18 protein-coding genes and 1 pseudogene are annotated in these 18,442 nt (G+C 61.0%); 14 read left to right on the top strand and 5 right to left on the bottom strand.

Going from position 1 to position 18,442, the window contains the following annotated elements; translation table 11 throughout:
• Positions 1-55: 55 nt before the first annotated feature.
• The 5 genes and pseudogenes from NKI19_RS24545 to NKI19_RS24525 all read right to left on the bottom strand — a co-directional run.
• Positions 56-389 (bottom strand): annotated as a pseudogene (locus tag NKI19_RS24545) (hypothetical protein); the annotation flags it as partial.
• Between the two features lie 143 nt (positions 390-532).
• Positions 533-1,153, bottom strand: coding sequence for a nitrogen fixation protein NifQ (locus NKI19_RS24540; RefSeq protein WP_502899331.1), 621 nt, complete (start codon positions 1,151-1,153; stop codon positions 533-535).
• A gap of 323 nt (positions 1,154-1,476) precedes the next feature.
• Positions 1,477-1,677, bottom strand: coding sequence for a ferredoxin (locus tag NKI19_RS24535; protein ID WP_352566019.1), 201 nt, complete (start codon positions 1,675-1,677; stop codon positions 1,477-1,479).
• A gap of 40 nt (positions 1,678-1,717) precedes the next feature.
• Positions 1,718-2,935 carry a cytochrome P450 gene (locus NKI19_RS24530; protein ID WP_352566021.1) on the bottom strand — a complete coding sequence of 406 codons (1,218 nt, stop codon included), beginning with the start codon at positions 2,933-2,935 and terminating at the stop codon, positions 1,718-1,720.
• An 853-nt stretch (positions 2,936-3,788) separates the two neighbouring features.
• A complete protein-coding gene (locus tag NKI19_RS24525) occupies positions 3,789-4,856 on the bottom strand; it encodes a hemin-degrading factor (RefSeq protein ID WP_352494970.1) in 1,068 nt (355 codons plus the stop codon).
• A gap of 724 nt (positions 4,857-5,580) precedes the next feature.
• Between NKI19_RS24525 and NKI19_RS24520 the strand changes: the two genes are divergently transcribed.
• From NKI19_RS24520 to NKI19_RS24455, 14 genes are all read left to right on the top strand, one after another.
• Positions 5,581-5,901 carry a HesB/IscA family protein gene (locus NKI19_RS24520; RefSeq protein ID WP_023678237.1) on the top strand — a complete coding sequence of 107 codons (321 nt, stop codon included), beginning with the start codon at positions 5,581-5,583 and terminating at the stop codon, positions 5,899-5,901.
• A 459-nt stretch (positions 5,902-6,360) separates the two neighbouring features.
• Positions 6,361-7,578 carry a cysteine desulfurase NifS gene (gene nifS / locus NKI19_RS24515; protein WP_352566023.1) on the top strand — a complete coding sequence of 406 codons (1,218 nt, stop codon included), beginning with the start codon at positions 6,361-6,363 and terminating at the stop codon, positions 7,576-7,578.
• Positions 7,575-8,783 (top strand): homocitrate synthase, encoded by a 1,209-nt coding sequence (gene nifV / locus NKI19_RS24510; protein WP_352566025.1) that lies wholly within the window; start codon positions 7,575-7,577, stop codon positions 8,781-8,783. Before nifS ends, nifV begins: the two co-directional genes overlap by 4 nt.
• Positions 8,780-9,160, top strand: a complete 381-nt coding sequence (gene nifW, locus NKI19_RS24505; protein ID WP_352506802.1) for a nitrogenase stabilizing/protective protein NifW — start codon at positions 8,780-8,782, stop codon at positions 9,158-9,160. Before nifV ends, nifW begins: the two co-directional genes overlap by 4 nt.
• 191 nt (positions 9,161-9,351) lie before the next feature.
• A complete protein-coding gene (locus NKI19_RS24500; protein WP_352472415.1) occupies positions 9,352-10,203 on the top strand; it encodes an electron transfer flavoprotein subunit beta/FixA family protein in 852 nt (283 codons plus the stop codon).
• A gap of 18 nt (positions 10,204-10,221) precedes the next feature.
• Complete coding sequence (locus NKI19_RS24495) at positions 10,222-11,331, top strand: electron transfer flavoprotein subunit alpha/FixB family protein (protein ID WP_352566026.1); 1,110 nt, start codon at positions 10,222-10,224, stop codon at positions 11,329-11,331.
• Between the two features lie 9 nt (positions 11,332-11,340).
• Positions 11,341-12,648: an FAD-binding protein gene (locus NKI19_RS24490; RefSeq protein WP_352566085.1), complete on the top strand. Its 1,308-nt coding sequence runs from the start codon at positions 11,341-11,343 to the stop codon at positions 12,646-12,648.
• Between the two features lie 11 nt (positions 12,649-12,659).
• Positions 12,660-12,959 (top strand): ferredoxin family protein, encoded by a 300-nt coding sequence (locus NKI19_RS24485; protein WP_352480510.1) that lies wholly within the window; start codon positions 12,660-12,662, stop codon positions 12,957-12,959.
• 172 nt (positions 12,960-13,131) lie between these two features.
• Positions 13,132-14,895: a nif-specific transcriptional activator NifA gene (nifA, locus tag NKI19_RS24480; RefSeq protein ID WP_352566028.1), complete on the top strand. Its 1,764-nt coding sequence runs from the start codon at positions 13,132-13,134 to the stop codon at positions 14,893-14,895.
• Between the two features lie 238 nt (positions 14,896-15,133).
• Positions 15,134-16,612 carry a nitrogenase cofactor biosynthesis protein NifB gene (gene nifB, locus NKI19_RS24475; protein WP_352566029.1) on the top strand — a complete coding sequence of 493 codons (1,479 nt, stop codon included), beginning with the start codon at positions 15,134-15,136 and terminating at the stop codon, positions 16,610-16,612.
• Positions 16,613-16,643: 31 nt separating this feature from the next.
• Entirely contained in the window at positions 16,644-16,838 is a 195-nt protein-coding gene (locus tag NKI19_RS24470; protein WP_352457023.1) for a 4Fe-4S dicluster domain-containing protein, read from the top strand.
• A gap of 98 nt (positions 16,839-16,936) precedes the next feature.
• Positions 16,937-17,257 carry a nitrogen fixation protein NifZ gene (locus tag NKI19_RS24465; protein WP_352516056.1) on the top strand — a complete coding sequence of 107 codons (321 nt, stop codon included), beginning with the start codon at positions 16,937-16,939 and terminating at the stop codon, positions 17,255-17,257.
• A complete protein-coding gene (nifT, locus tag NKI19_RS24460; RefSeq protein WP_023678250.1) occupies positions 17,254-17,466 on the top strand; it encodes a putative nitrogen fixation protein NifT in 213 nt (70 codons plus the stop codon). Before NKI19_RS24465 ends, nifT begins: the two co-directional genes overlap by 4 nt.
• Before the next feature lie 38 nt (positions 17,467-17,504).
• Positions 17,505-18,410 carry an SIR2 family NAD-dependent protein deacylase gene (locus NKI19_RS24455; RefSeq protein ID WP_352566031.1) on the top strand — a complete coding sequence of 302 codons (906 nt, stop codon included), beginning with the start codon at positions 17,505-17,507 and terminating at the stop codon, positions 18,408-18,410.
• Positions 18,411-18,442: the final 32 nt, after the last annotated feature.

Below are 18,442 nucleotides of genomic sequence, written 5' to 3'. Positions count from 1 at the left end.
TAGTCCTGGTTCGAATCCAGGTTCCCCAGAGAGCGTCGGCGCGCGCCCTGCCGGAAGCTTGGCCGAGGATGATGGTGGAGCGGCAGCAATGAAATTGATGGCGACGCCGAAGACAATCTGGCCGCCGGGATGGGTGATCCAGGCGAAACCGTGCACCAGCGCGAAAAGCAGGGCGGTGGCTACGGCGGCACCCAGGCCGAGCCGGGCCGAGCCTGTAACCGCGGCCGCCGAGGCGCCGCAAAGGTGCCGGCCAGCATCTTGCGCTCGAGCCCGGTGTCGAAGACGCCGGCTCGCTCCGAATAGAGCCCGGCCAGGGAGGCGAAGAGCAACAACCCGGAGAACAGCAGTTGCTCGGCCTCGATGGTGCAGGTCGGGTCCTGCACCGCCATGATGACGGCGCCCGCCGAAGCGTGCATCGCGAGCAATCGGACAGCAGGCACAGCATTCAACTCTCGAAGGCGTCCGTCGACATTCGACAAGAAACCTATGGCGCGGCGCGAGCGCTGGCGCTGTACGACCGACGAAGCGGCTGTCAATCCGAGGCGACGCCGTTCTTGATCCGTGTGAGGCGGCTTTCGCCTTCCTCCGGGCCGAAGCAGCTTTCGAAATCATTGCATTCCTGGCAACGGGGCGCGCTGCACAGCGAAAAACCTTCGGCCTCGCAGAGCTTGCGGTGAAAGTATTTCTTCCACTTCATCTTTTGGGTGTTGCCGGCCGCCAGCATCGGAAAATGCGAGGCGAGCAGGCGGCCGAGGTCGGTTCGATTAAAAAGGCCAAGGTCCTGCCAGAGGTGGTCATTGCGCATGGCACGCCGGGCGATGATCCTGGCGAAGCGGGCGCTCGTCGGGTCGCCAGGTCGGGCATGCGCCAGCAGCAGTCCATGCAGAAGTTCTTCCTCCAGATCCGGCTCGGGCTCGCTCACCTCTTTCAAGGCAAACGCGTTGATAGGAATAGCAGGGAAACAGCGGGACAGGACATCGCGCAGCTCGGCGCGCGAAAGTCCGGTTGCCTCCGTCGCCGTCGCCTCGCCGGCCTCGATCTCCTCGAGCGCACGTGAAAGCACACAGGCAAGCACATGCTGGTCGAACCTCCTCTCCAGCTCGATGTGCGGCCATTGGCCGGTGCTGAGCCGGGCATAATGTTGGGCAAATATGGTGCGTTCTCCTGGTTTCGTCCTATCAAATCATGCAGAGACCCGGCCTGCCGCAACATGGGTCGGGCAGTGATTCGGTATGGCACTCCGGGTCGCCTCGCGTCGAGTAGTTCGGCAATTCTCGTCTGGTCCATCGGCTCTGAGGCAAATTCTGTGATTGGAAGAGGTGTTCGCGAACCCCTGCCCTGCCGTTTGCGCCTCACGGGGAACACTGGCGCCGGAAATGCCCCTGCAGAGTTGGACGTGAACCGTGCGGGACAGAGGTCGCGTGCTGAGTGCGGCCACATGGTTCAAGCCCGCCAGACTCTCGGTTGAATGAGTCCTCAAAGCGCGCAGCGGGTGAGTTCCAGCGCACGTTCAGGACAGGATCGCGCGCCCCGCGATGCAGGCAGTTCCTCCCCTCCCGCAACTTCAATGTCACCAGGCAGGATGTAGCCCTCGTCATCAAGCTTGAAGATGTCCGGCGCTTGCGCCGCGCATCGCGCGTGACCCTGGCATTTGGCCTTTTGGACGATGATGCGCATGGCGCTGCCTCCATTGTCTGTGCCCCGGGTCGGGGCGGGCCTAAGACCAGTCCAGGATCAAATTTTCGATCCCGAACACATGGCCGCCAGAAGTTATCGGTGCCGTACCCTGCTTGATCCTGAAAGCCGGGATGCGCGCCAACCACTCCTCCAGGCCAATGACAATCTCCCGCCGGGCAAGGTGTGAGCCAAGGCAACGGTGGGGACCATAGCCAAACGCTGCGTGGCGGTTGTCCTCCCGCTCCAAATCGATTGTGTTGGGGCATTCGAATTCCGCCGGGTCACGATTGGCAATCATCGTGGCGCAGGAAACATAGTCCCCCTTCCGGATCGGCGCGCCTTCGAAGTCGATATCTTTCGTAGCCACGCGGATCAACTGAATGGGCGGATAGGCCCGCAGCAATTCTTCGGTTGCGAGCGGGATGCGGTCCGGTTCGCTCCGCAGCAATTGCTGATCTTTGAGGTTGCGCGCGAGGTACGCCAAGTCAAAGCCTATAGCTGCTGCGACCGTGTCGAGCCCAGCGACAAAGACAAGCACGCCGATGCCGCGGACTTGGGTGTCCGTCAGCCGGCGGCCCTCGACCTGTGCCTGCACGATAAAGGTCATGAAATCGTCAACCGCCTCCTGGCGGCGCATGGCTGCAAGTTCGTCGATGAATGCCACGATCGTCCGGGCAGCCACAGGTCGTTCCTTATCGTCGCCGTGGAGCAGATCTTTCCCCCAGCCGACGAATGTATCGAGTCGGTCATCGGGCAACCCCAGAAAGCGAAGAAAGGTGCTCACCGCGAAAGGAAAGGCAAAATCCTTCATCACGTCGCAGCTTGTGCCCGACGCGGCGATCCTTTCGATCAGCTCGGCCGCCCGTTCGCGGACAGCCGGTTCCAAAGCCAACACCCGCTTTGGCGAAAGCAGCGGATTGAGCAGTGAGCGAAAGACGCCATGGGCCGGTGGATCGAGCTCAAGCGGGATCGTCGGCCAGTTTTCACCCAGTATGGAGGAGAAGATGCTGCGATGGCTGGAAAAAGTCTCTGCGTCCTGCAGCACCTTCCGCTGGTCCGCGGCACGGGTGATGACCCAGGTACCCCGGCCATCTTGCGTGTTGTAGCGGGAGTAAAAGATCGGAGGCCCGTCATGTACGCAAGCGACAGCTGCGTGTGGATCCCCGTTGGGTGTTGGTGGCATCCCTGGCGATGTAAACAGGCTGAAGTCCCTCACCATTTCGGGCGGGACATGATCTGGAACGGGGTTGGTCGCCATTTTGTTTTCTCTACATTGGCGTTCATGGCTCGATTGAGATTGCACCGCTGTTCATAAAGTCGATTTCCAGCATGGGCACGTCTCTTGTCGGGCGCCTTCTAGATTCTGTCGCCTGATACAGCCCACCTGCACCAGCGCGGATGAGATCGGTTGCGAAGTCGATCAGAAGGGGCATCTCCGCGGCGCTGCGGTCATGAAGCAAAGCCGCCGCTTATCCCCGTTAGGGTTGAGAGGCTGGTCAATCACCTCTGAGCTCCGTGACGCACTGCTGATGCCCTGCTGATCAAATTGTCGAAGCAAGTCGCGTGCCGGATAGGCGTACCCATGGCGCTGCACCAAGCAATGCCAGCCTGCACTAGGCCCGCCGCTGATGATCACCTGTCCATCATTCTTAGGACAACGTCCGACAACCGACATCCGTGGTCGGTTTTGTCGAGTCCGCGACATCGGGCTGTTCGGCTTGGCTGCTGCTGCACAGCCTTCCGGTCGACGAGCGAGGAGATCGCTCGCACGGCCCGGATTGAGCAACGACGCGATCCAGCGCAAGGTTCGGGTGCGGTCCGACAAGACCCGGCCGCGCTTCCGCTTCGGTTCGGCGCTGATGGCATATGCGTTGTTGTAGCCGCTGCAAGGATTTCCGGTCAGACGAGCGATGCACTCGTGCGCAGCGATCCGGCCGGCGACGAGCCTGACTGTATCGATGCGGTCAATTCCGGCGTGCACACCTGACCGTGCGTATGCGCTAACACGGCAAGCTCTATCGCACATGGACCTATATTTCCTCGCGAGCCGCTGTCGGAACGTGGTGCCGAGTCCTATGGCGGCCGGTTCAATCCGAGGGCCTGTCGGCACTCTACACATCCCGGTCGGTCGGACCGGGAACGCGTGGCAGACTCTCGGCCAGAAACCGCCAGTCGCTGCGCTCGCGTTCGCCTTCCTTGCGCGTGCCGAAGAACTGGACGATCATCTTGCCGTCGGCGCCATAGGCTTCAACGGACGTGACGTGACCGTCCCTCGTCGGCTTGCGCACGGCCCAGACCTCGCGGATGTGATGAGTCCTAAGATGGAGATGGAAGTTCTCGTCGAGCACATTGATCCGCGGCCCGATCTGCTTGACCGACTTGATCGGGCCGGAATGGATCTGGATGCAACCACGATTGCCGACAAAGCACATGATCGGCATCTCGTCTTCGGCCGCCTGTTGGAACAGGGCGCCAACGGCATCATTGTCGAGCAGCCAGGCGTAATCCTCGTCGGCCATACGCATCGCCTGGCAGCGGCTGAGCTTCAGGGTCTTCAACATATGGTAGAACTGATGCACGTCGCTCAGCCGGCTCCAGTGCTCGCGTAGGTCGTCGACCGTGGCGGCTTGGTCTGGACTCACTGCATTATCGAGCGCCCCGCTCGCCTCGACCGATATGATCGGCTCCTGGTCGGAGGATACAAGCTCTGCCGCCAGATTCTGATAGGCGTGCAGGTTCGAGGCGGGCCTGAGATGTACTTTGTGCATCGCCTCGCCGGTGGCATCAAAGAATTGCAGGCTGCGGCGGATCTCGGCTCCCTCGCGCTTCTCGACGGCGAAGCCATACGCCCACGCTTTCGGGAAGATGCGCAGGTCGATCTCGTCGCCGAGCACCATGGCATGCGGGTTGCCGGTGACCACTTTGTCGTAAACGCCGATCTTTTGGTGCACGGCACTTTGGTTGCGGGTGACCGCCATCACCTCGCCGACCGCTTCGAGGCCGGTCAGCAGATCATCGACGCGCGGCTCGATGCGCACCGCGCCGTGACCACAATGCGCCGCGACCAATTCGGCTTCCGAAATGCCCAATCGAGCGGCGAGATCATGCTCCCGGATTTTCGGATTGTCTTCGCACGCCCGCCGGATTTCGTCCGGCGACGGTTTCTCGCGCTGGTCCATGTCTTACCCCTGCTTCCACCTACGTGTGAGGATCAGCTGCCCTGCCGGTGAATCTTCAGCCGATCGGGCGCGCCGTAATGCTCGACCCTGATCTGCTGCTGGCCCGTGAACAAAGTGTCGCTGGACAGCGTGCGCACGTCGTCGCACCCGCGCGAAAACCGGGGGTGCTGTCGGAGCGGCGAGACCCGAGTGACACGAGCAGGCACATGCCGATGGAATCTCATCGAGCCGGTCGGTGGCCACCGGGCGGTGGTGAGCGATTGTGGGTGTTGTCGCAATCGGCCAATCGGTCATTCGGATGCCACGGGCGGCGCTGCTTCGCCAAACAAAGCGTGTCTGACCCAGTCCTGACATGTTGCTCCCTTGCTTCGCCGGATCGATCGCGAGGGCACCCACGACACGATTGTGGATCGGCAGTCTCTTGCCACCTCGCCAGTTGAGCTTCAAAAACCGTGCCAATTGCGCCGAAGCAAGCTCAGAAGGAGTCTTCTGTAATGGTCATTGGTTTAATGTGAGTTCAGCCAACAACTCAGGCCCAACATCCCGCGTGGCGGACCCGACAAACCCGACAGTACGTGTCGGTTGGCCGACACCTTCGCAGCAATGGACTCACAAGAATCACCGCAGGGTCAGAGATGCCGCGCTGTGTTGAAACGGTTTTCGCTTTGGCACGGTGCATGCAGCGTGATGCGCAAGCAGGTCCCGGACTGAGGAGAATGGAGCCATGATTACGCTCACCGACAACGCTGTTGCCGCCATCAAGACTGCTCTTTCCCGCGCCAGCGAGCCGGCGGAAGGCTTTCGCATCATGGTCCAGGCCGGCGGCTGCGCCGGCTTCAAATACTTAATGGGCCTGGAGAGCGTGTCGCGCGAGGGCGACGCGATCACCGAGACAGATGGGATCAAGCTGTTCGTGGACGCGGGCTCCCAACCCCATGTCGCCGGCATGACCGTCGACTTCCTCACCGGGCTCGAATCTTCCGGCTTTGTCTTCGATAACCCCAACGCGCGCGAGAAGTGCGGCTGCGGCAAGTCCTTCAGTTGATCGCCCGAAGCGCCTGTGCGGGTCCATGAAGCGATTGCCGCAAACGGACTCTTTTGCGGAAGAGGAGGCTTACATGGCCGGCACAACAGATGTCCCCGTCCTCAAGAACAAGGCAAGGTCAAAGCCGATCTCGGGACCGGCAATCGCTTCCGGTAGGATGCAAAGAACGTCGCCTGCCGAAACAGTTCGGTTCCTGGTGGCACCCGAGCTGCTGGCGACCAAATCGCGCCGCTGCGCCAAATTCGGCTTATCGATAACGTTGTCGTGTTCGGGCGTCCTTACCTGCGGGCTGACGGCGGCCACTGCGGACTTGGCCATGTCGACGCCGATCCGGTCTACTCAAACTCTCGGGCGTCCGCGCCGGCTGCCAGTTCGGGCCCATCATCATCAACGGCATGCGCCAGAGGCTCAATGAGGCGGTCGCACGCTCGCGTCATTCCGGTCAACTGAGGATCGCACATGAAACCTGTCTACCTCGACAACAACGCAACCACACGGGTCGATCCTGAGGTCGTGCAAGCGATGTTGCCGTTCTTTAGGGATCAATTCGGCAACCCTTCGTCGGCGCACGCTCTTGGCGCCTCAGTCAGTGCGGCGGTGAGAAAGGCGCGGAGGCAGTTGCAAGCTCTGATCGGCGCGGAGTTCGACGATGAGATCACCTTCACCTCGGGTGGGACAGAAAGCGACAATGCAGCGCTTCTTTCGGCGCTCGAGGCGGCGCCCAACCGAACCGAGATCGTGACGTCCGCGGTCGAGCATCCCGCCGTGCTGACGCTCTGCGCGCATCTTGAGAAGACCCGCCGCGTCAAGGTGCACAGGATTCCGGTGGATTGCCGTGGCCGGCTCGACCTCGACGCCTATATGGCCGCCCTCACCCCACAGGTGGCAATCGTCTCGATAATGTGGGCGAACAATGAGACTGGTGTGATCTTCCCCGTGGCCAGGCTTGCCGAGTTGGCCAAGGAAGTGGACGCCCTTTTTCATACCGATGCTGTGCAGGCGGTCGGCAAGCTTCCGATGGACCTGAAGTCGACCGCAATCGACATGCTGTCGCTCTCCGGCCACAAGCTGCACGGGCCGAAAGGGATCGGCGCGCTTTTCGTAAAACGTGGCGTCAATTTCCACTCGCTGATCAAGGGGGGCCACCAAGAACACAACCGGCGTGCTGGCACCGAGAATACGCCCGGCATAGTCGGGCTCGGCATGGCGGCCGAACTCGCCTTGAAATTCATGGACGACGAGACCACACGGGTAAAGTCGCTCCGCGACCGTTTAGAGGACGGGATTCTCCAGCGCATCCCAAGCACCTGTGTCACTGGTGATCCCCTGGAACGGTTGCCCAACACCGCAAACATCTCCTTCGAACATGTCGAAAGTGATGGAATTCCACTCCTCCTCAGCCGCGTGGGCATCGCGTGTTCCTCCGGCTCCGCCTGCACCTCCGGCTCTCTGGAACCGAGCCATGTCCTGAGCGCGATGAAAACGCCACACGCGGCAGTCCGCTTCTCCTTGGCGCGGGACAACGGCGAAGCGGACGTCGACCGGGTGCTCGAGGTCATGCCGGCAATCGTGGAGAAGCTGCGTGGCTTTCCCAGTTCTGGGCCGGGTAAGCGAAGCTCCGAAGACGTTCAATCCGGTCTATGCCTGAGCGGCAGCAGAACAGGCTACCGTCCATGACCCGTCATGTCTTTCTCAACGATACGACCTTGCGCGATGGCGAGCAGGCGCCCGGCGTCGTCTTTACCACGACGGAAAAGCTGGAGATCGCCGAGTCTCTTGCGGCGGCCGGCGTCAAAGAGATCGAGATCGGCACGCCGGTAATGGGCGCCGACGAGATCGAAACAATTCGCGCCGTGGTCGCGCGGCGTCTCCCGGTTCGGCTCATGGCCTGGTGCCGGATGACCTCGCTGGATCTCGATGCAGCGATCGAGAGCGGCGTCCACGCCGTCAATCTGTCGCTGCCTTCGTCGGACATCCAACTTTCGGCCAAGCTCGGGCTCGACAAGGCGGGAGCGCTCCAGGTCATCGAGCATATGGTCAGGCGCGCAGCCGCCGCCGGCTTCTTCGTCGCGGTGGGCTGCGAGGATGCCTCGCGGGCCGATCGGGATCATCTCGCCCGCGTCATCGAGACGGCTGCACGCGCCGGCGCAAGCCGCGTCAGGCTAGCCGACACAGTCGGCGTTCTGGATCCCTTTTCGACCTTCGAACTTGTCGCCCAGCTCGTGGCGCAGTCTTCAATCGACCTTGAATTTCATGCGCACAACGATCTCGGACTTGCTGCCGCCAACACGCTGGCCGCGATCCGCGCAGGCGCGCGCCATGCGTCCGTCACCGTCCTGGGGCTCGGTGAGCGTGCGGGCAATGCCGCGCTGGAAGAGGTGGCCGCCGCGATGGCGGTCTTCGACGGCGCGGATACCGGCATAGAGCTGACCGCATTGCCCGACCTCGCCGCCCAGGTGGCTTGGGCCGCCCGCCGGCAGACCGCGGCCATTAAGCCGGTCGTCGGCGCCGATGTTTTCACCCACGAATCCGGCATTCACGTCGCAGGGCTGCTGAAGGACTCGCGTACTTATCAAGGGCTCGATCCGGCTCTCGTGGGCCGCTGCCGGCGTATCGTCATCGGCAAGCATTCCGGCGCCACTGCGATTGCCCATGTGCTGAGCGAAAGCGGTCGCGATCTCGACCCGGATCTGGCAGCCGCGATGGTGGCCCGCGTCCGGCGCGAGGCGGCCGAGACCAAATCGACCGTCACTGCAACTCAACTGGTCGAGCTCTACGATGGAATGTGCAGCGAGGCATCCCTCGCGGAGCTGTGCGGGTCCAGGTCAGCCGTGCGCGAGCGCACCGACACCACAGTTTTGCGACCAGGGAGAATGCAATGAATTGTTCCGCTGACAGCCGCCCCATCAATGTCACCGACATCCTCGCACGACTGAAGCGCCTGTCGGCTGCGGAGGAGTTCTTCGCAGTCCTTGGCGTCTCCTATGATCCGAAGGTGCTGAATGTCTCGCGGCTCCATATCATGAAGCGCGTGGGCCAATACCTTGCCGAAGAAGATTTCTCCGGTCTGCCCGACCAGGTGATTGCCGCGCGGGTGCGCGCGACGCTCGAACGCGCTTACGAGGACTTCGCGGTTTCCTCGCCGCTCACCCATCGGGTCTTCAAGGTGCTCAAAGACCACGATCCGAACAAACCTGCCACGCCGGGCCGCACCTTTGTCCCGTTCGACTCCGTACTGAAGCGGTTCGGACAGGAATGACCGCGACACGGGTTGCGACGCGACAATGTCGAGAAGCCGACAAATGGGGTCATCACCACGGTACAGCGCCTTCAGAAGCAACCAACCGAAGTTCTAGGAATAGGGGGCAGCAAAACAGTTGGCACGAATGATGCAAACCTAGGAGATAACCGCCAAGCCCGCATCCGGACAGGAGCCTCGAGAAACCGCCAATGCACATCGTAATCTGCATCAAGCAGGTGCCGGACTCGGCACAGATAAGGGTCCATCCGGTGACGAACACGATCATGCGCCAGGGTGTTCCGACTATCATCAACCCTTACGACCTGTTCGCCCTCGAAGAAGCCCTCAGACTGCGCGACGCCTATGGTGGCGAAGTCACCGTGCTCACTATGGGCCCGCCCATGGCAGAGGACGCGCTGCGCAAGGCGCTCGGTTACGGCGCCGACCGAGCGGTGCTCTTGACCGACCGCTATTTTGCCGGCTCCGACACGCTGGCCACCTCGTTCGCCCTTTCCCAGGCAATCGCGAAGGTTGGCGAGACGTTCGGCACGCCAGACCTCGTCTTCACCGGCAAGCAGACGATCGATGGCGACACCGCCCAGGTCGGGCCCGGCATCGCCAAGCGCCTCGGACTCCTGCAACTGACCTATGTCGCGAAGATCGCCTCTATTGACCTTGCTGCGCGCGAGATCAGGGTTGAGCGCCGCTCCGAAGGCGGCACACAGATGCTGAAGAGCAGGCTCCCTTGCCTCATCACCATGCTGGAAGGCACAAACGAGATCCGCCGGGGCTCGATCCAGGACGCCCTGTGCGCCGCGCGCAGCCAGGTCTTGAAATGGAGTGCGGCCGACGCCGGCATTGAGGATCTCACCAAATGCGGCCTGCGCGGTTCACCGACGGTGGTCAAGCGCGTTTTCGCGCCTCCTGCGCGAGCGGAAAAGGCGGCAAAAATCGACACCGCCGAGATGGCCTTGCGCGATGTCGCTGACGAACTCATCACGGCAATTTTCACCCGCCAGCCGGCATTGGAACATGAGCTCGCCTTCAACGGCGGCGCGTGAGAGGGCAAGGAGCAGACGATGTCGACCGCGAACCGAGAAACCCCTCGCCCTGCCGCCGGCCGTGCCGGCATAAAGAAGGAGCTGCCCGCGCATTTCAAGGACTACCGGCACGTTTGGGTTTTCATCGAGCTCGAACGCGGCCAGGTCCATCCCGTATCATTCGAACTGCTCGGCGAAGGCCGCAAGTTAGCAGACAAGCTTCAGGTCCAGCTTGCGGGCGTCGTGCTTGGACCGCCGGGAGAGGCCATCGGGAACGCCGTTGCCGAAGCGTTCGCTTATGGCGCCGACCTTGTCTACATCGTCGAGGCGCCGCTGCTCGCCGACTATCGGAACGAGCCATTCACCAAGGCGATGACGGATCTGGTCGATACCCACAAACCCGAGATCCTTCTTCTCGGCGCCACCACACTCGGCAGGGATCTTGCCGGCTCCGTGGCGACGACCTTGCAGACAGGGCTCACGGCCGACTGCACCGCACTTGATGTGGATACCGACGGTTCGCTCGCCGCCACCCGTCCGACTTTCGGCGGTTCCTTGTTGTGCACGATCTATACGCTCAATTTCCGCCCCCAGATGGCGACAGTGCGACCGAGGGTCATGCCCATGCCGCAGCGGGCGGATAAACCGGTCGGGCGTGTCATCCGGCACAAGCTCTCGGTAGCCGAGGACGAGATCGTTACCAAAATCCTCGGCTTCCTGCCGGATAGTCAGTCGGCAAAGGCAAATCTTGCCTATGCCGACGTCGTGGTTGCCGGAGGCCTCGGTCTAGGCGCGGCGGAGAACCTGCAGCTTGTGAAGAATCTCGCGCGGGCAATCGGCGCCGAGCACGGCTGTTCGCGCCCGTTGGTCCAGAAGAGCTGGATGCCAGCTGATCGGCAGATCGGCCAAACTGGCAAGACCATCCGGCCGAAGCTTTACATAGCGGCCGGGATTTCCGGCGCCGTCCAGCATCGGGTTGGCGTCGAGGGGGCGGATCTCATCGTGGCCATCAACACCGACCCGAACGCGCCGATTTTCGATTTCGCTCACCTCGGGATCGTCACCGACGCGATCCGCTTCCTGCCCGCACTGACGGAAGCCTTCACGCGGCGGCTGTCGCCCCACAGTCGCGACAAGCTTGCGAGCTAAGGGATGGACATGATTGAGGAACAATTCGACGCCATTGTTATTGGGGCCGGCATGTCCGGAAACGCAGCTGCTTACACCATGGCCAGCCACGGCCTGAAGGTGCTGCAGTTGGAGCGGGGTGAATATCCGGGCTCCAAGAATGTCCAGGGTGCCATCATGTACGCGAACATGCTGGAGAAGATCATCCCGGATTTCCGGGACGATGCGCCTCTCGAGCGGCATTTGGTTGAACAGCGGCTTTGGGTGATGGACGACACATCCCATACCGGGATTCACTATCGGTCGGACGACTTCAATGAGGCGAAGCCCAACCGCTACACGATCATTCGTGCCCAGTTCGATAAGTGGTTTTCGCGTAAGGTGCGCGAGGCCGGCGCGACGGTTCTGTGCGAGACGACCGTGACGGAACTCATCCGTGACGCCAAGGACAGGGTGATCGGCGTCCGCACAGACCGGGCCGGCGGAGCCATCTACGCGGACGTGGTCGTCCTCGCAGAAGGTGTTTCCGGGCTGCTTGGCACGCGGGCCGGCCTGCGCGAGATGCCGAAGCCGCAAACCGTGGCGCTCGCCGTCAAGGAAATGCATTTCCTGCCGGAAGAGGTCATTGAGGAGCGGTTCGGCCTCAAGGGCGATGAAGGCTGCGTGATCGAGGCGGTGGGCACGACCTCCCGCAGCATGGCCGGGCTCGGCTTCCTCTACACCAACAAGGAGTCGATCTCACTGGGCATTGGCTGCCTCGTCTCCGATTTCGCCGCGATGGTCGAGAGCCCTTACGTCCTCCTCGACGCCTTAAAAAAACATCCTTCGATCCGGCCGCTGATCGCCGGCTCGGAAGTGAAAGAATATTCCGCGCATCTCATTCCCGAAGGCGGCTACAAGGCTATTCCGCAGCTCTTTGGCGACGGTTGGGTCGTGGTCGGCGATGCCGCGCAACTGAACAACGCCATTCACCGCGAGGGCTCGAACCTCGCCATGACCTCCGGCCGCATCGCGGCTGAGGCAATCATCGAGGTCAAGAGCCGCAACGGTCCTATGACCAAACGGAATCTCGCCCTTTACAAAGCCATGCTGGACAAGTCCTTCGTGGTCAAGGACCTAAGGAAATACAAAGACATGCCGGCCTTGCTCCACACCAATTCCTGCAATTACTTCACGGCTTATCCGCGGTTGATGTCGCAAGCCGCGCAGAACTTCATGCGTGTCGACGGCACACCGAAGATCGAGAAGGAAAAGGCGACCACGGCGGCCTTCATCAAGGCGCGCTCGCGCTGGGGGCTGGTCAGCGACGCGGTCCGCCTTGCATTGGCGTGGCGCTGAGGGGAGACGAAATGACGATCGCAGTGACGAAGTCACGTGTCGAGGACAAGCTTTACCAGAACCGCTACTTGGTGGATTCCGGCCGTCCGCATATCAAAGTGCTACCGCACGAGAGGCCAAGCGCGAACTTGCTCGCGCTGACCCACGTCTGCCCGGCGAAATGTTATGAGTTGAACGATAAAGGTCAAGTGGAGATCACTGCCGACGGCTGCATGGAGTGCGGCACCTGCCGGATTTTGTGTGAGACCAGTGGCGAGATCGAGTGGAACTATCCACGCGGCGGTTTCGGAGTCCTCTTCAAATTCGGATGACCGACGCACGCACGTATCAAGAGGGTTAATCTCCCCCTGAGGTCGCGACCAACGCCAAGTCTATCTTTGCTTGAATCGCAACGAAGAGAAGCTCGTGAATACTGTGCTTTCAGAATTCAGACTCAGACACAAAAGGAGGAGCACTCTGGACGACAACCCCTGAGGTGTTTCCATGGCTCACGTACCGCAAGATCGGGTCGACGAGGTAGCACCTCGGGATACCCGCCCTGAACCGCCCATCAAAAGCATGCCCCAAGCAGATATCGCGCTCAGGGGACTCTACGAGATATCGAAGGTGCTGACCGCCCCCAGCGAGCTGGAGATTACGCTCGCCAATGTCGTGAACATCCTGCCTTCGTTTCTGCAGATGCGTCACGGAGCAATCGTCGTCCTGGACGCTGAAGGAGAGCCGGAGATTGCCGCAACTGCCGGCAACACCCACGCACCTCAATCAGGCACTCGCCGCGTCATACCACAGGCCATAACAGATCAAATCGTCGCTACGGGGACGCCGCTCTTCATACCGGACGTCCGCAAGTCCCAACTATTTCAGGCTGACCTTCAAACGTCTTCGAGCAGCGGCACCATCCCGATTGCCTTTATCGGTATCCCGCTAAAGGCTGATCATAAGATCCTTGGGACATTGTCGATCGACCGCGCCGGAGACGGCGCCACCGACTTTCGCGACGACGAGGACACATACTTCCTGACGATGGTCGCCAACCTTGTCGGCCGGACCATCCGTCTCCATCGCACCCTGAGTACAGATCGTCAGCGGTGTGTCCATGAGCAATGGAGACCGGAGAAATCGCCCAACGAGGGGAGGACCTACGACCCTGCCCGGCATCCGGATGCCAAAATCGACGGGATCATCGGGGAAAGCCCCGCACTCAAGCAGGTGCTCGAAACCGTCTCGGTCGTAGCAGGGACCAATTCCACCGTGCTTCTGCGGGGTGAAAGCGGCACCGGCAAGGAATTCTTTGCGCAAGCCATTCATAAGCTCTCACGTCGGAGGAAGAAGTCTTTCGTCAAATTGAACTGCGCCGCACTGTCTGAAAGCGTTCTGGAGTCAGAACTGTTTGGGCATGAAAAGGGCGCTTTCACGGGTGCTATCTCCCAGCGCGCCGGTCGTTTTGAATTGGCAAATGAGGGAACGCTGCTACTTGATGAAATCGGCGAGATTTCGCCGGCCTTTCAAGCCAAGCTGTTGCGTGTCTTGCAGGAAGGCGAGTTGGAGCGAGTCGGCGGCACCAAAACGCTACAGGTCGACGTGCGCCTCATATGCGCCACCAACAAGGACCTCGAGACGGCCGTCATAAAAGGGGAGTTCAGGGCCGACCTTTATTACCGCATCAATGTGGTGCCAATTATCCTGCCTCCGCTCAGAGAGCGACCCGGCGATATTCCACGCCTTGCGAACGCCTTCCTCAACCGATTCAACAAGGAGAACGATCGCGCACTCGCCTTCGCGCCGTCGGCGTTTGACCTGATCTCGCAATGCTACTTCCCTGGTAACGTCCGCGAGCTGGAGAACTGCGTCCAAAGGACGGCCACACTTGCGCGTTCAAGGACGATCACGCCATCCGATTTCGCCTGTAAGAAGAGCCAGTGCCTTTCCTGGCTCCTCTGGAAGCGAGCCGACCGCTCGAATGGCGGCAATGCCATCGACGATCTCACACGGGTCAACGCAGTGCCGGTCGGATTGCGGCTGCCGGCCAGTCGCATCGGTGCCTCCGCAGGCAACGTATCTCCCCTTACGGCCGGCGATCCGAACGATCCCGCTTGTCCCCCGCGTCTGACGGAACGCGACCGGCTGATCGACGCGATGGACAAAGCCGGTTGGGTTCAGGCCAGGGCGGCTCGTATCCTCGGCCTCACGCCGCGGCAAATCGGCTACGCCCTGCGCCGGCATGGTATCGAGGTGAAGAAATTCTAGACGTTGTGATGACGTCAAATGTAAGCCCGGAGTAGTCTCCCTCACACTCTGCGCGCCCAAGGCTGGTAGCCTTCGCGACCCGATTTGCTTGTCCACTGTCGGAAGCCCGACAAAGGTGTGTCGGAGCAATCGGACGGAATCCGACACGAAAGCCAATTCGTGAACCAAAACTGCTCTTTGAGCTGGCATAGCTCTTGCGGTTTGAACTGCGACATTCACCCAGCAACGGAGCCGTTCGATGTCCGCACCGGCAATTTCGCTTGAGAGCCTCAGCACGACATTCAATGACCAGCTGCTTGCCACCGTGAAAGCCGGTGGCTGCGCGTCTTCGTCCTGCGGCTCGTCGATAAAGCCGGACGACATGGATCCGGCTGTCTGGGACAAGATCAAGGATCATCCCTGCTTTTCAGAAGAGGCGCATCACTATTTCGCGCGCATGCACGTCGCGGTCGCGCCCGGCTGCAATATCCAGTGCAACTACTGCAATCGCAAATATAACTGCGCCAACGAAAGCCGGCCTGGGGTGGTCTCCGAAAAGCTGACGCCCGACCAGGCGCTACGCAAGGTGATCGCGGTCGCCAACGAGGTGCCGCAGCTTTCCGTGCTCGGCATCGCCGGACCTGGCGATGCCTGTTACGACTGGAAGAAGACGAAGGCAACGTTCGAACGAGTCGCCAGGGAAATCCCAGACATCAAGTTTTGCATCTCCACGAATGGGCTCGCGCTGCCGGACCATGTCGATGAGCTTGCCGACATGAATGTCGATCACGTGACGATCACCATCAACATGGTCGACCCTGAGATCGGTGCAAAGATCTATCCTTGGATCTTTTACGACCATCGCCGCTACGTCGGCATCGAAGCCGCCCGGATCCTGCACGAGCGGCAGATGTTGGGTCTGGAGATGCTGACGGCGCGCGGTATCCTCACCAAAATCAATTCGGTGATGATCCCCGGCGTGAACGATGAGCATCTGATCAAGGTGAATAGATGGGTCAAGGAGCGAGGCGCGTTCCTGCACAACCTCATGCCGCTGATTTCGGACCCGGCGCACGGCACGCACTACGGACTGAGCGGGCAACGCGGCCCAAACGCAATGGAGATGAAGGCTCTTCAGGATCGTGTCGAAGGCGGCGCCCAGTTGATGCGCCACTGCCGGCAGTGCCGGGCAGATGCCGTCGGCCTGCTCGGTGAGGATCGTGGCCAGGAATTCACACTCGAGCGGATTCCCGGCGAGGTCACCTACGATGCCAGCAATCGCAAGGCCTATCGGGAGCTGGTCGCGGAGGAGCGCCGTGATCACATGGCGGCTAGGAGAGAAGCGATCGGATTGGTCAAGGCAGCGAGCCCCGGCAAGTCCCTTCTCTTCGCGGTGGCGACCAAGGGCGGCGGCCGCGTCAATGAACATTTCGGCCATGCGAAGGAATTCCAGGTTTATCAAGCCTCGCCGAGAGGGATCAGTTTTGTCGGGCATCGGAAGGTCGAGCAGTATTGCCTCGGCGGCTGGGGCGGAGAAGCCGCCCTCGATGGCGTCATCGCAGCGCTTGAAGGCATAGATATCGTGCTGTGCGCCAAGATCGGAAACTGCCCGCAGGATCAGCTCGCGGACGCTGGAATCCGAGCCACCGACACTTATGCCCATGACTATATCGAGACCGCAATCAGCGCGATTTACGCCGCCGCGTGTGGGACCCCCGCACTCGCGGCGACGGCCTGAGCTGTCTCATTCATTCGGACCAGGAGTTAAAATGGCTTTCAAGATCATCGCATCCCAATGCACCCAATGCGGCGCCTGCGAATTCGAATGTCCCTCCGGCGCGATCAAGTTCAAAGGCGAGAGCTACGTGATCGAGCCCCACAAGTGCACCGAGTGCGAGGGGGTCTTCGATGCGCAGCAATGTGCCTCGGTATGCCCGGTGCCGAAGACCTGCGTTCCTGCGTGACGGACATTGGGCTGCCGGCATGGTCGGGGCTGCCTGCGCAGGACGCCTGGAACGCCTTGTTCACAATCTGCAGCCTCAAGGGAAATCAGGGAACGGACATGTCGCTCGGACGCGAAGAGGAGGTCGAAATCCGCAGGCCTCCACGATTCATGCCGGGAGAGCGGGTACGTGCCACTCGCCATATAAAAAATGACGGCACCTATCCTGGCAGGGAGATCGGCGAAAATCTCGTGCGGAAGGGCGACGAGGGATATGTGCGCGACATTGGCACCTTTCTCCAGCAGTTCTTCATCTATGCGGTCGAATGGATCGACCGTGGCACCGTCGTCGGCATGCGAGCGCGTGAACTGATGAGCCTCGACAAAGCCGAGGCGCCCTGCAGTGCTGATAGCAATACCAATGAAGGGACGGCCAGATGAAAGTCATGATCCGCAGGACCGATGCTGGCTTGTCGGCGTATGTCCCGAAGAAGGACCTCGAAGAGCCGATCATCAAGCTCGAGAAGGAAGAGTTGTGGGGCGGAACTGTGACGCTCAGGAACGGGTGGCGGCTCCTCCTACCCGATCTTCCACGGGATACGCGTCTGCCGATCACCGTCGAGGCAAGGAAGGTTTCCGAAGAGGACTGATGCTGCCCGTTCATAAGGTGCGTCGCGAGGAAACGAGCATGAACACGATCCTGACATCGGGCCACCTGGTCATCGTGCGGGACAGTTTTGCCGAAAAGCTGCTTGACCTGGCGAAGGAAGCGCTCGCCGCCGATCAGGTGATCCCCTATCTCGGTCCGGGTCTTCTTGGGTTCAACTGTGCGGAACCGCCTGTGCCGCATACGCCCGAGGTCGTTGCCGCGGCACTCAATGCACGGGCGCCAGCCCCTTCCAGGATCCGCACCAATATGTGGTCGGTTGCGCAGTTCATCGAACAGCGCCGGCATCGCCGGACGCTTCAAGCTTGGATGACCGACATATTCGCAGCGCCGGTGGCGCCTACCCTCCTCCACGCCTGGCTCGCAAGGCTGCCGCTCTCCCTCATCGTCGACAGCTGGTACGACGGCGCGATGCGCACGGCTCTCGTAGAGACCGGCCGAACGGACGTCGTTGAGATACAAGGCGTCACGCGGGCGAACGAAATCGGTAACATTTGGACGAAAACCTACGATTTGTCCGGGAGGGAACTCGACCCCCGATCGGGGGCAAAGACGGTTCTCTATACACCTCACGGGAGTATTAGGCCGGCGCAAAACTTTCTCGTCGCAGATTCCGACTATGTCGAAGTCCTGACCGAAATCGATATCCAGACACCGATCCCAGACGTGGTGAAGGAACGGCGCATCACCCGTGGATTTTTCTTAGTTGGCTGCCGCTTCAACGATCAGATGCTGCGCACCTACGCCAGGCAGATCATGAAGCGCTCCCGAGGTCCACATTGCGCGGTAATGGACGCGGAAACGCTGACCAGAAACGAAGCGCGTTTCCTTGCGGCAAGCGGAATCACGGTGATCGACATGCCAGTAAGTGAAGCCGCGGCTCGGCTTATAGGAACGGGCACTGCTGCAGGTGGTGGACAGGATTAACAATGGCGGGCCCCTTTGATGATTGGTCCTTC

Origin of the sequence: Mesorhizobium sp. M0751, assembly GCF_040320265.1 — a bacterium.
Taxonomy (GTDB): Bacteria; Pseudomonadota; Alphaproteobacteria; order Rhizobiales; family Rhizobiaceae; genus Mesorhizobium.
Note: the sequence above shows the minus strand (reverse complement) of the source record. Positions and strands in the feature narration are given on the sequence as shown.

Excerpts from the sequence above, each read along its gene's own strand:
- NKI19_RS24520 (WP_023678237.1), top strand. The coding sequence starts at position 5,581 with ATGATTACGCTCACCGACAACGCTGTTGCCGCCATCAAGACTGCTCTT.
- NKI19_RS24455 (WP_352566031.1), top strand. The coding sequence starts at position 17,505 with ATGAACACGATCCTGACATCGGGCCACCTGGTCATCGTGCGGGACAGT.
- NKI19_RS24535 (WP_352566019.1), bottom strand. The coding sequence starts at position 1,677 with ATGCGCATCATCGTCCAAAAGGCCAAATGCCAGGGTCACGCGCGATGC.
- nifS (WP_352566023.1), top strand. The coding sequence starts at position 6,361 with ATGAAACCTGTCTACCTCGACAACAACGCAACCACACGGGTCGATCCT.
- NKI19_RS24465 (WP_352516056.1), top strand. The coding sequence starts at position 16,937 with ATGTCGCTCGGACGCGAAGAGGAGGTCGAAATCCGCAGGCCTCCACGA.
- NKI19_RS24490 (WP_352566085.1), top strand. The coding sequence starts at position 11,341 with ATGATTGAGGAACAATTCGACGCCATTGTTATTGGGGCCGGCATGTCC.
- NKI19_RS24500 (WP_352472415.1), top strand. The coding sequence starts at position 9,352 with ATGCACATCGTAATCTGCATCAAGCAGGTGCCGGACTCGGCACAGATA.
- NKI19_RS24530 (WP_352566021.1), bottom strand. The coding sequence starts at position 2,935 with ATGGCGACCAACCCCGTTCCAGATCATGTCCCGCCCGAAATGGTGAGG.
- nifW (WP_352506802.1), top strand. The coding sequence starts at position 8,780 with ATGAATTGTTCCGCTGACAGCCGCCCCATCAATGTCACCGACATCCTC.
- nifT (WP_023678250.1), top strand. The coding sequence starts at position 17,254 with ATGAAAGTCATGATCCGCAGGACCGATGCTGGCTTGTCGGCGTATGTC.
- nifA (WP_352566028.1), top strand. The coding sequence starts at position 13,132 with ATGGCTCACGTACCGCAAGATCGGGTCGACGAGGTAGCACCTCGGGAT.
- NKI19_RS24495 (WP_352566026.1), top strand. The coding sequence starts at position 10,222 with ATGTCGACCGCGAACCGAGAAACCCCTCGCCCTGCCGCCGGCCGTGCC.
- nifV (WP_352566025.1), top strand. The coding sequence starts at position 7,575 with ATGACCCGTCATGTCTTTCTCAACGATACGACCTTGCGCGATGGCGAG.
- NKI19_RS24525 (WP_352494970.1), bottom strand. The coding sequence starts at position 4,856 with ATGGACCAGCGCGAGAAACCGTCGCCGGACGAAATCCGGCGGGCGTGC.
- NKI19_RS24470 (WP_352457023.1), top strand. The coding sequence starts at position 16,644 with ATGGCTTTCAAGATCATCGCATCCCAATGCACCCAATGCGGCGCCTGC.
- nifB (WP_352566029.1), top strand. The coding sequence starts at position 15,134 with ATGTCCGCACCGGCAATTTCGCTTGAGAGCCTCAGCACGACATTCAAT.
- NKI19_RS24485 (WP_352480510.1), top strand. The coding sequence starts at position 12,660 with ATGACGATCGCAGTGACGAAGTCACGTGTCGAGGACAAGCTTTACCAG.